A 12031-nucleotide genomic window follows, 5' to 3' on the forward strand; every position below is an offset into this window, starting at 1 on the left:
CCAATTGATGAGCAAGAAATCAGATATCGAAACCAAAATCCTTGAAGTGGCCTACCAATATTTTATCAAGCAAGGCTACAAGAATACCACCATGGATGAAATTGCCCAAGAATTGGGAATGAGCAAGAAGACACTTTACAAGTATTTCCCGGGAAAGCTTGAACTTCTTGCCGCTACTTTTGATATCCTTAAGACAAGACTTTCTCTCAAGGTAAGCGCATTGTTGGACAATAAATTAATCCCATATACGGTCAAGCTCAAGTCTCTTTTGAGCACCGTTGCTTCGGATGTTTCGACCATCAATCCCAAGATATTGGATGAACTCCGAGACCATGCACCTTCCATTTGGGCAGATTTATTGGCTTACATCAGAGAATCGGGGTATTTACGATTCCAAAAGCTAATTCAGGAAGGGATTGAAAAAGGGTATGTCCTTCCCACAGTCAATGTTTCTTTTATCGTATTCATTTATACCTCTGCGATCCAAAACCTGATTGACCACAAATTTTTAAGTCAGTTTCCTGAGGAAATGCGGTCGAGTTTTAAACTCAGTCCTGCAGAAATCTACGATCAAGCCATTCAGATTATCTACACCGGAATACTTACCGATGATGCAAGAAGAGAGCTAAGCCAAATTTGAAACCCTTTTTACATTCCCACTTTCCATTCTAATTTCTACCTTTACGGCTTATGAAACCAAGCGAATTCAAAAGATATACAGTCACGGCTGCCTTGCCTTATGCCAATGGTCCATTACATATCGGCCATTTGGCAGGTTGTTATATTCCCGCCGATATTTACGTAAGATACCTACGCTCCCAAGGACGGGACGTGGCTTTTGTCGGAGGATCTGATGAACACGGTGTAGCCATCACCATCAAAGCCCGAAAAGAGGGGATCAGCCCTCAGGAAGTTGTGGACAGGTACCACGAGCTGATGAAAAAAAGCTTTGAGGAGTTTGGGATAAGTTTTGACCACTATTCCAGGACTTCCGCCAAAATCCATCACGAAACTGCTTCAGGATTTTTTCGGGACCTATATGACAAAGGAGAATTTCTGGAACAGACCACCGAACAGTATTTTGATGAGGAGGCCGGACAGTTTCTTGCGGACAGGTATATAGAAGGGACTTGCCCAAAGTGTGGCAATGAACATGCATACGGCGACCAATGTGAAAGATGTGGCTCTTCACTCAGTCCAACTGAACTTATCAATCCGAAATCCAAGCTTTCGGGAAATACCCCGGTTTTGAAGGAAACCAAGCATTGGTTTCTCGATTTGGCCAAATACACCGATTTTCTTAAAAACTGGATTTTGGTCGAGCATGCCCATGATTGGAAAAACAATGTTCTTGGACAGTGTCGCTCTTGGTTGGAAGCCGGCGATGGTTTGCAGGCGAGGTCGATGACAAGAGATATGGATTGGGGAATTCCTGTGCCCGTGGAAGGTGCTGAAGGAAAGGTCCTCTATGTTTGGTTTGATGCACCGATAGGCTATATCTCCAGTACCAAAGAATGGGCTGCTGCAAAGGGATTTGATTGGGAGCCTTATTGGAAATCAGAAGATACCAAATTGGTACATTTCATCGGAAAGGATAATATCGTCTTCCATTGTATTGTTTTCCCCGCTATCCTCAAAACCCACGGTGGATATGTCCTTCCGGACAATGTACCCGCAAATGAATTCCTGAACCTCGAAGGAGACAAAATATCTACTTCACGAAATTGGGCAGTCTGGCTGCACGAATACCTGGAGCAATTTCCGGAAAAGCAGGATGTTTTGCGCTATGTCTTGACTGCAAATGCCCCCGAAACCAAGGACAACGATTTTACTTGGAAGGATTTCCAATCCCGAAACAACTCAGAGCTTGTGGCCATTTATGGCAATTTTGTAAACAGGGCAGTGGTTTTGACACACAAGTTTTTTGATGGCAATGTTCCCGGTTTGGGCATATTGTATGACTTGGACAAAGATGCTTTGGAAGCATTGAAATCCTTCCCCGAAAAAATTGCGGCTTCTATCGAAAGGTACCGATTTAGAGAAGCACTTTCATTTGTAATGGATTTTGCACGTACAGGAAACAAATACCTAGCAGAAACAGAACCTTGGAAAACCATCAAAGATGACAAGGAAAGGACAGGCACAATCCTCAATATTGCACTTAATTTTGCTGCAAACCTTGCCATTGTTGCAGAACCGTTTTTGCCTTTCACTTCGGCTAAAATCTTTGGGATGTTTGGTCTAAAGGGATTGAAATGGGAAGATGCCGGAAGCCACGAATTGTTACAGACCGGTCAACAGATCTTTGAGGCTGCGCTATTATTTGACAAAATCGAGGATGCCACCGTTGAAGCCCAAATCCAAAAACTCATGGACACCAAAAAACAGAATGAAATCGCAAATGCCGAAGCAGAACCTATGAAAGATATTATCACTTATGAGGATTTTGCCAAACTTGACATGAGGGTGGTAAAAGTCCTGACTGCTGAACCAATGCCAAAATCCAAAAAACTTCTCAGATTGACAGTGGATACAGGTTTGGGAGTGAAAACAGTATTGAGTGGCGTGGCAGAACATTTCAAACCTGAGGATCTGATCGGAAAGCAGGTTACGATGCTGATCAACCTAGCGCCAAGAAAGATGATGGGGATAGACTCCGAAGGGATGATCTTGATGGCCGAAGACCGGGACGGCAGCTTAAGGCTTCTTCAACCCAATACTCCAACTTCTGAAGGATCGACGATTTCCTGATATTGAATACACCTAGTGGAAGGCCTTGAATTGAAAGTCAGTTCAAGGCTTTTTTATTTTTAATAATTTTTTAATGATCAGATATTATTTTTATCAAATTGATGAATCGGAGTCCAAGTTTTTGTTTGTTTTTCAAAATCAGCTATATTCAAGCCATATCATTTTTAAATCCAAAAAACAGGCCATATGGAGACTAATCAATACCAAGTTGGGGATAATTTTGATGAAATGTTTGCCAAAGAGGGTCAGGTGAGACCCCATTATCAAGAATTTCTCAAACTTTTGGGAAAAACCACTTCAAAAAGGATGTCTCATCTTCAATACTCTGCCAATAAGACACAGGTAGCTATGGGGATGACTTTTAATGTCTACCATGACAATCAGGGGATGGAAAAAATCCTTCATCTTGATATTATACCGAGGATCATTGCGCATCAGGAATGGAAGAAAATAGAAGCAGGACTGAAGCAGCGGATCCATACGCTCAACCTTTTTTTGCAGGATATTTATAATGACAGGAAAGTACTGAAGGACAAAATTGTACCGGAAGACCTGATTCTTGGCAGCAAGGATTACCTCAAACCCTGTGAGGGACTTACACCTCCCAAAGGGATTTGGTGCCACATCACGGGAACAGACTTGGTCCGAAACAATGACGGAAACTATTATATCCTAGAGGATAATCTCCGCTGTCCGTCGGGTGTGTCTTACATGCTCGAGAGCCGTGAAATCATCAAGCGCGCTTACCCCGACCTATTCAATAAATTGGGTGTGATGCCTGTTTCGGATTATCCGGTCAAGCTTTTGAAAATGCTGCAATTCATTTCCAATAAAGAAAAGCCGGTGGTTGGTGTTTTGACTCCGGGAATTTATAATTCTGCGTATTTTGAGCATTCTTATCTTGCTTTGCAGATGGGAGTGGAGTTGGTTTCGGGAGTGGACTTGATCACCAAAGGCAAGAAAGTCTTTATGCAGACTACTAAGGGATTGGAGCAGATTGATGTTTTGTACAGAAGGATCGATGACACTTTCTTGGATCCATTGACTTTCAATCCTCATTCCATGTTGGGCATACCGGGGATATTTGAGGCTTATAAAGCAGGAAATATTGCGCTTGCCAATGCTCCGGGAACGGGCGTGGCTGATGACAAAGCTGTCTATGCCTATGTTCCGAGATTAATCAAATATTACCTTGGCGAAGATCCGATTTTGGAAAATGTGCCTACTTATCTCTGCAGAGAAGAACAGGATAGAAAATATGTTTTGGACAATATTGAAGACCTTGTTGTGAAGGAAACCAATGCTGCAGGTGGCTATGGCATGTTGATAGGTCCAAAAGCCTCCAAAGAAGAACATGCCAAATTCCGTGACCTTGTCAAAAACAACCCGACCAATTATATCGCGCAGCCAACTTTATCCCTGTCAACAGTGCCGACTTTGACTGACAATGGATTGGAAGGAAGGCATGTGGATCTAAGGCCCTATATTTTATATGGACAAGAGATTGAGGTGATTCCCGGAGCGCTGACGAGGGTGGCATTGAAAAAAGGGTCATTGGTCGTCAATAGCTCCCAAGGTGGGGGAAGTAAAGATACTTGGGTTTTATATAATTAAAATACTATGCTAAGTAGAGTTGCAAGTTCGATATATTGGCTGGGGAGATACCTCGAAAGGGCCGAAAATTATTCCAGGTTTATTGATGTGAATTTCAACCTGATGCTTGACCTTCCGCCTGACTTGAAAGAGCAGTGGGAACCCTTGGTCATCACCACAGGTGACAATGAAATCTATAAGACCAAGCATAAAAATTTTGAAAGAAAAGATGTCATCCATTTTTTGACATTTGATACAGATAATCCAAACTCGATCATTTCTTCTATCTCGTATGCAAGAGAAAATGCCAGGGTTATCCGAGAAAACCTGACCAAGGAAACTTGGGAAAACCTGAATGAATTGTATCATTTTGTTTTGAAAAGGGCGGATAAAAAAGATTGGAACAAAGAAGACCCTAGGGCTTTTTTTGAAAGTGTAAAGAATCAAGTTCTTCTACTTTATGGACTTGCAGACAGTACCGTGGCAAGGACAGAAGGCTGGTATTTTAGGCAATTGGGGCTGTTTTTGGAACGGGCAGACAAAACCAGCCGGATTGTGGACGTCAAATACCACATCCTGCTTCCCGCCCCGAGTTTGGTGGGAAGTCCTTTGGATTTTTTGCATTGGACGGCGCTGTTGAAGTCTGTCACTGCCTTCAACACCTACAGGAGACTGTATGGGAATATTGAACCTGCAAAAGTGGTGGAGTTTCTGATTCTGAATAAGTACTTTCCGAGGTCAGTGTTTTATTGCATCAGGGAAGCTGAAAGTTGTCTTCACAAAATTTCCGGTCTGGCAGACAGCGGTTACAAGAATTCTGCAGAAAAAGCCATAGGAGAATTGAGGTCAAACCTAGAGTTTACCGATGTGGAAGAGATAATCGATATAGGTCTTCACGAGTATCTTGACCAACTCCAAATAAAAATAAATGATGTTTCGAATAAAATAAATACCAACTTCTTCCAAATTAAGGATAACTTTATCAATCAAACTCAGATTCAGGAATGACCTTTTGCCTCGGAATAAAAACAAAAAACGGAATTGTTGGATTATCTGACACCCGAATTACATCCGGTAACGACACTACCACTTCCAAGAAAGTTTTTACCGTAAATAGAGAGAAACATTCTTTTTTTATCATGACCTCCGGATTGCGTTCCGTAAGGGACAAGGCAATTACTTATTTTACAGAAGTGATCGAGGAGCAGGACGAAAACTTCACAAAACTGTACAAAGCAGTCAATGAATTTGGGAATCAGGTAAAAATAGTTGCCAAGGAGGATAAAGAGTACCTTGAAGAAGCAGGGCTTTCTTTCAATCTTTTTTCCATCATAGGTGGACAATTGGAACATGACAAAGAACCAAAGCTTTACCTGCTTTATCCTCAAGGGAATTGGATTGAGATCAGAAAGGGCACGCCTTTTGTAATCATCGGGAATACAGGTGCCGGCAATCCTGTTTTGAGGAGGTCATTGGGCTATGAAGAATCTTTGGAATATGCACTTAAATGTGCTTTCTTGGCATTTGACGCCACCAGGATTTCAGCCAATGATGTGGATTATCCAATAGATACGGTGGTGTTGGAAAATGATGCCTACCATATCATTGAAAAAAGATTTGAGCAAAAAGAGCTTGAACATATTTCGGCATTTTGGAACAGCCGGCTCAAGGAAGCCATCAAAGTACTTCCTGCAGATATCCTGCACAATGCTTTTAGGGAGGAAGAAATAGTATCTAACTAAAAAATGAAATTAAGGATCAGACATTCTACAAGATATACTTACGATCAGAAAGTACAGCTTAATATCCATGAATTTTACCTGATTCCGTTACAGCGTTTTTATTTCAAGGTTTTAAAATCAAACTGGACTGTTTTTCCTACCCCTTTGGGATTTCACGAAAGGATCAATTTTGAGAATAATCCATACTTTCAAGCTTGGTTTACAGGTGAATCGGATTTTTTGGAAATCAAAAGTGATTTTGAAATAGAAGTTGGGGAGTTTAATCCCTACGGATTTATCATCCAACCGCAGCCCGTTTTTCCTTTTGGTACTTTTTCCTATCCTGAGGAAGTCAGAGATTATTTAAGGATATATATTGAGGGAGAAAAACTGCCCGGTTTGGATGATTTCGTCAAAAGTGTGATGAAAGAATCAGATGGTCTGGTAGGTTTTTTGGTTTTGCTTTTGGCAAAAATCCATTCCAAATGGGAACATGTCATCCGTCATGAGGAGGGTATTATGCCTTTGGGGGAGGTTTTTGATAGTAAAATGGGTTCTTGCCGTGATTTGTCATGGATGCTGATGTCCATGCTGAGAAGTATAGGATTGGCGTGCAGGTTTGTAAGCGGCTATGCTTTCAACCCTGAATTGGACGCAGGACATGAGCTTCATGCCTGGGTGGAAGTATTTCTCCCCGGAGCGTCATGGATAGGTTTGGATCCAAGTTTGGGTTTATTGGCAGATAGCCGATATATTCCTTTGGCAATCAGTTATGATCCAAAGTTTGCATCACCGGTTGTAGGGAATTACGGTGGCACCTCACAGTCTCATTTGACCACTGATGTAGTGATTGAGGTTGTTTGATTTTTTTTCAAAATCGTTAGGTAGGTTACTATATTTTTTGAGCCTTGTAATTTTCATATTTCCTTACTCCTTGGACAATCAAGACACAATCCGATAACTCCTTAACCAATTCTCCATTTCCTTTATTTTTTCCAAAATGAACAAAAACAGGTTGGAATATGTATAAACCATTGTAGATCTTCACAACAATGAGTCAATCAGGACCAATTATATTTCTTTCCATCCTCTTTTTATTTATTCTCTTTCTGAGTTGGTATGTATTTCAGGCGATCAGAACCGTCAGCATGGGAATCGACCTTATTCGCATCCAACAATTGATCAAATGGTCCTATTGGGCATTTATGTTGAGCTTGTTGACCTGGCTTGTATTTAAATCTGTTCAGGTTTTTTCAACAGGAGAGTTTGCATCTTCAGCCCAAACCTTATCAAGTGTATTTCTTACTTTGATTGTGACGCAGCTTGTCATTGTTTTTGTCCTCTTAGGAGAAGATATCATCAGAAATATCCAAGCCATATCGATTTTTGCGATGAATGGTGCCAAAGGATATTCCTTTCCATCCAGGACAGTTTGGGTGAGTGTTTTGGCTTTGACGGCCGCTTCAGTACCCCTTTTCAGCTTTGTTTATGGGATCAAGTATGGTAAATACAATTTCAAAGTTCACCGGGAAGTCTTATACTTTGAGGATTTGCCTGAAGCCTTTGACGGCTTTACCATTACACAGATTTCTGATATCCATTCCGGAAGCTTAAAGGATCATCAAGCTGTGGCAAGTGGGGTTCAGATGGTAATTGATCAAAAATCTGATCTTTTTGTTTTTACAGGTGACCTCGTCAACCACAGGGCAGAGGAGATTGAACCCTTGATAAAAGAATTTTCAAAAATAAAGGCTAAGTATGGTCAGTTTTCAATCTTGGGAAACCATGATTACGGGGATTATTCCTCGTGGCCGAGCCCTGAAGCTAAGAAAGAAAACTTCGAAAAACTAAAGAAACAGCATGCCAAACTTGGTTTTGATTTGATGTTGGATGAAAATATCAGGATAGAAAAAGACGGGCAATCCATTATACTCGCCGGGGTTGAAAATTGGGGAGTAGGCTTCAAAGAAAAAGGCGACTTGCAAAAAGCTTTGGAGGGAACTGAAAACGGGGATTTCAAAATTTTGCTTTCCCACGATCCATCCCATTGGGATGCCCAAGTCAAAAACAATCCCAATCCTGTTCATCTGACGCTTTCAGGACATACCCACGGTATGCAGTTTGGTATTGAAACCCAATTGGTCAAATGGAGTCCTGTCCAATACCGATATCCTAATTGGGCCGGCTTGGCAGAGGAAGCCGGAAGTTATTTATATGTCAATAGAGGTTTTGGTTTCCACGCATTTGCAGGAAGGGTAGGGATATGGCCGGAGATTACGGTGATTGAGTTGAAAAAGGGTAAAAAGCCTGATTCCATCCATTTGGCTTCAGCCAAAAATTAGGATTGTGAATTATGAACAAAGTATACATTGTTTGGTTTTGAATTTATGATTTGGTTGACTTTAGTTTTGATGTTTTTCACTTTGGAGGGAAAAGAAACTGTGACACTAGAAGAGTTGAGGTGGAAAAATCGAATTGTACTTTTTTTTCCTGCTGAAAATCAAAATCCCAAGTTTGCTATAAAACCTATTGAGAAAGGAATGAATGAAAGAAAAATTATTTTTCTATCCATTGGAGAGCAATTCATTACCAATTCTAAGGCTTCATTTGATCAAAACTATCTCAAAGGACTTCAGGAAAAGTATTCTCCTGCAAAAGGAAAAAGCAACTGGGTTTTAATAGGATTAGATGGAGGGGTTAAGTTACAGGTAGAAGGAAAACCTGATTGGGATTATATATTCAAAACCATAGACTCTATGCCGATGAGGCAGTCAGAAATCAGAAAATCCCTTTGATTTTTTTGTTGGATTCTTTTTATAAGAAATGACTCTTTTACTACGATTGGATCAAAAATACCTTGTTTAGGTTATTTTTTTGGGGGGTGAAAATTTTTAAATTTGAATGAGTTAAATAGCTATTCAATGAAATTTTACTACTTATCCTCCATCCCGAATGAAGAAGGGGAGTTTGAAATCCACCACCGTGAATGTTCTAAAATCCCCTCATTTCATGATAGGCTATACTTAGGACCTTTCAATAATAGTTATGAAGCTATAAATCAGTCGCTTAAATCCAATCCCAAATCGGTGATTTGTAAGTCTTGTCAGAGCGTATCCATGATTCCAAGATTTTCACAATTTTGCGATTCTGAATCAAGATTGTTTAATCTTTAATATTGGTCGAGTAGGTATTTTATTACGTCAGTGGTTGTTACAATTCCTTTCAGTTCATCTCCTGACACGACAGGCAATGCGTGAAATTCTTCATGGGCGAAAATTTCAGCAATTTCTTTAATAGAATCATCTTCCGAGACTACTTTTGGTTTTGCAGTCATTACCTGATTGATGCTTAAGATCTCCAAAACAGCCTCATCCGCACCTTCCTGATTTTCAAAAAGAGCGCCAAATGTCAGCCTGTTGATATCTGTACGGCTGATGATACCCGTTATTTTTTTTCCTTCTAATACCGGAATATGCCTGATTTTGTGTTTTCTGAACATTTCCACCACTGTAGACAGTTTTTCATTTTCCTGTACAGTGAATACCTCTTTGGTCATTATTTCCTTTACTGGTTCCCGCTTTTTCATGATTTATAGGGTTTATTTAAGTACCCTAATGTACCATTATGTCAAAAATCCAAACCTGATGAAAGTCATATTCAAAGTTGATTTTGACCTTAATAGATTAAAAAAACGATTTTTTTTAAGTTGTTTTTCTTTTGTATGAGGATAAAAAGTAACAAAATCGTCTTGCATTTTAGAATTATTCAGGAAAATAGTATTTTCGAAGCCGAATCGGGGTGTGGCGCAGTCCGGTAGCGTACACGTCTGGGGGGCGTGTGGTCGCAGGTTCAAATCCTGTCACCCCGACGATTATGGATTCTATAACAAGTCCCTTTCCAAAAGACTGGGACTTTTTTCGTATAATGATTCTAAGCTTTCAAATTGTAGCAATAAATTTTTTTACCCATTTATATCGCAATTTCGGGTTTGACCCCATTTAATTTTCAGGTTCTATAGGAATAAGTATTCTTCAAGACTTAAGAAACTATATTTAGAACGATCGATTTTCTTCAAATAAATCCTTAAAAATATATTTCTAGGAATCTATTTTTTATTTACTTTTTTAAATAAATGAATAATTATATTTTAAATATAAAAAATAAAAAAAAGTAGTAAAAAAAGTAAATCCTTATTATTAATAAAATTTAAAGATTATTTTTTAGTTATATATAGTTACCAAATTATTGTCATTTGGTGTCAATAGATATTTTTTTAGTCAACCTTTGTTTTATCAAATTATTAATTTAATACTTTTTATATACAAAAATTTGTCTATTAAATACTTTTTTATGATATTCATTTGAAATTTAAGATAAGAAATTAACTCAAAACCTTTATAAATAATTGAAGTGCTTCTAATTACTAATTAAATAATATTTATAATAATTATATTTTAGTAAAAAATAATATAAAAAAAATATGAAAAGATATAATAAAATAAATTTCGCAATTTTTGAATTAATTAGATTCCTAAGGAGATGTTTAAGTCTTTCCAAACCAAGCTTAAAATGTTTTGATTCATCTTAGGTATTTAAACAAAAATCTAAACTCTTTTAAAAAGGCATTAGGTATAGCCGCATAATTTTAAAATTAAACTTTTGTTCAACTTAAAAACAAATGTCATGAACTATAAAATCCTACTTCAGGGATCGTTTGGAAATTTTATTTCCAGGTTTTTCCTTTTCTTTATTACTTTTACTTTGCTTCATCCTCCTTCTTTTGGAAGTGAGCTCCAACCCAATATCAATAACAAAAATGCAATTGCCAATTTGGTTTTGGTTTATTCTGATGAAACCTTAACTCTTCCTCTGATTGGTTTTAGTGAAACAATCCAAGGGGCAGTAAATTTGGCTTCCGATGGACATGTATTGGTGGTATTTCCTGGCACCTATACAGAAGATATTGTAATTAATAAAAATATTGAGCTTCGAGGAGCAAATGTTGGAATAGATGGTAATTCTGGTTCGAGAGTCTTGGAATCAATCATATCGGATGGTAATATAAGTATCCTCGGATCCAATACTGTAATTATCGATGGCTTTCATATTTTCCAAACCAATACGGTTACTCCAATTTCTTTAGGTGGTGAATCTGAAGTGACAATTCAAAACAATATTATTGAACGTTTTGGCAATACTACAGGAAGTACTGTAAGAGGTATTGAAATTTCAAATGGAAATGGTATCAGAAACATCCTTAATAATAAATTCACAGGTGATGTTTCAGGTGGTCTATTCAGTGGTCATAAAACATGGAACTCTGGAATCTTTTTGAATGGACCTTTGGGGGTAATTAATATAGAGGATAACCTTTTTGAAAATTGCCGAACTGCTATCAACATTGATGATATGGGGTCGGGGATATCTCTTTCTGGAAATACTTTTCAAAACAGTGGTACTTATTTGGCTTTTGGTGGGACCTCTCCAACTTCAGGTTCATTTGCTTTAGGTGCCAACGAGTATAAAGCACTAATCAGTACCTTTGTAAATCTTTCCAACGTTACAGCAGACTTTAGATTGGATATTTCTGCAGGTACTTACAATGGTATTGCTTTCAATGCCCTACCACTTGCAACTCTTTTTGGGATCGAAAGCACAATGTTTCATCGTACGAGAGGTAACCGAAATGGATTGGTTTATTATGTTCCCAGTAATCAATATTTGCTGAATTCGGTAAATAGTAATATTCAAACTGCTATTGATTACGCTGCATTGGATGATATTATCAATGTTCAGGAAGGAACCTATACCCAAAATCCTATTATTAACAAGAGTATAGAACTTCGAGGCGCCAATTTTGGTATCAATCCAAATACAGGAACTCGGGTTGCGGAATCCATCTTGAGTGGAACGTTTTCTTTGCGAAGCAGTGGAATAAACATAGATGGATTTAAGGTTACGGGCAC

The 12031-nt window shown here is 38.7% G+C and carries 10 protein-coding genes and 1 tRNA gene; 10 read left to right on the top strand and 1 reads right to left on the bottom strand.

Annotated elements, in window-relative coordinates:
- Positions 1 to 7: 7 nt before the first annotated feature.
- The 8 genes from MMU07_RS18895 to MMU07_RS18930 all read left to right on the top strand — a co-directional run bounded on the left by MMU07_RS18895 (position 8) and on the right by MMU07_RS18930 (position 8860).
- On the top strand, positions 8 to 640 hold the full coding sequence (locus MMU07_RS18895; RefSeq protein WP_241128167.1) for a TetR/AcrR family transcriptional regulator: 633 nt from the start codon (positions 8 to 10) through the stop codon (positions 638 to 640).
- Positions 641 to 690: 50 nt separating this feature from the next.
- Positions 691 to 2751, top strand: coding sequence for a methionine--tRNA ligase (metG, locus tag MMU07_RS18900; protein WP_241128168.1), 2061 nt, complete (start codon positions 691 to 693; stop codon positions 2749 to 2751).
- A 186-nt stretch (positions 2752 to 2937) separates the two neighbouring features.
- Positions 2938 to 4365 carry a circularly permuted type 2 ATP-grasp protein gene (locus tag MMU07_RS18905; protein WP_241128169.1) on the top strand — a complete coding sequence of 476 codons (1428 nt, stop codon included), beginning with the start codon at positions 2938 to 2940 and terminating at the stop codon, positions 4363 to 4365.
- Positions 4366 to 4371: 6 nt separating this feature from the next.
- Positions 4372 to 5352, top strand: coding sequence for an alpha-E domain-containing protein (locus MMU07_RS18910; RefSeq protein WP_241128170.1), 981 nt, complete (start codon positions 4372 to 4374; stop codon positions 5350 to 5352).
- Positions 5349 to 6086: a proteasome-type protease gene (locus tag MMU07_RS18915; RefSeq protein WP_241128171.1), complete on the top strand. Its 738-nt coding sequence runs from the start codon at positions 5349 to 5351 to the stop codon at positions 6084 to 6086. Before MMU07_RS18910 ends, MMU07_RS18915 begins: the two co-directional genes overlap by 4 nt.
- A 3-nt stretch (positions 6087 to 6089) precedes the next feature.
- Positions 6090 to 6929, top strand: coding sequence for a transglutaminase family protein (locus MMU07_RS18920; RefSeq protein WP_241128172.1), 840 nt, complete (start codon positions 6090 to 6092; stop codon positions 6927 to 6929).
- A gap of 188 nt (positions 6930 to 7117) precedes the next feature.
- The gene (locus MMU07_RS18925) at positions 7118 to 8407 is read left to right on the top strand and encodes a metallophosphoesterase (protein WP_241128173.1); all 1290 of its coding nucleotides are present in this window, start codon (positions 7118 to 7120) and stop codon (positions 8405 to 8407) included.
- Positions 8408 to 8476: 69 nt separating this feature from the next.
- Positions 8477 to 8860 carry a DUF4174 domain-containing protein gene (locus MMU07_RS18930; protein ID WP_241128177.1) on the top strand — a complete coding sequence of 128 codons (384 nt, stop codon included), beginning with the start codon at positions 8477 to 8479 and terminating at the stop codon, positions 8858 to 8860.
- Positions 8861 to 9234: 374 nt separating this feature from the next.
- Here the strand turns inward: MMU07_RS18930 and MMU07_RS18935 are convergent, their stop codons facing one another.
- Positions 9235 to 9651, bottom strand: coding sequence for a CBS domain-containing protein (locus MMU07_RS18935; protein WP_241128174.1), 417 nt, complete (start codon positions 9649 to 9651; stop codon positions 9235 to 9237).
- A gap of 208 nt (positions 9652 to 9859) precedes the next feature.
- On the opposite strand from MMU07_RS18935, the gene MMU07_RS18940 reads away from it, so the two are divergent.
- Together MMU07_RS18940 and MMU07_RS18945 are read left to right on the top strand one after the other, a co-directional pair.
- Positions 9860 to 9933, top strand: a tRNA-Pro gene (locus MMU07_RS18940).
- 815 nt (positions 9934 to 10748) lie between these two features.
- The coding region (locus MMU07_RS18945) for a right-handed parallel beta-helix repeat-containing protein (RefSeq protein WP_241128175.1) at positions 10749 to 12031 on the top strand (1283 nt) is incomplete at its 3' end.

It is taken from the genome of Cognataquiflexum nitidum (assembly GCF_022538055.1).
Taxonomy (GTDB): domain Bacteria; phylum Bacteroidota; class Bacteroidia; order Cytophagales; family Cyclobacteriaceae; genus Cognataquiflexum; species Cognataquiflexum nitidum.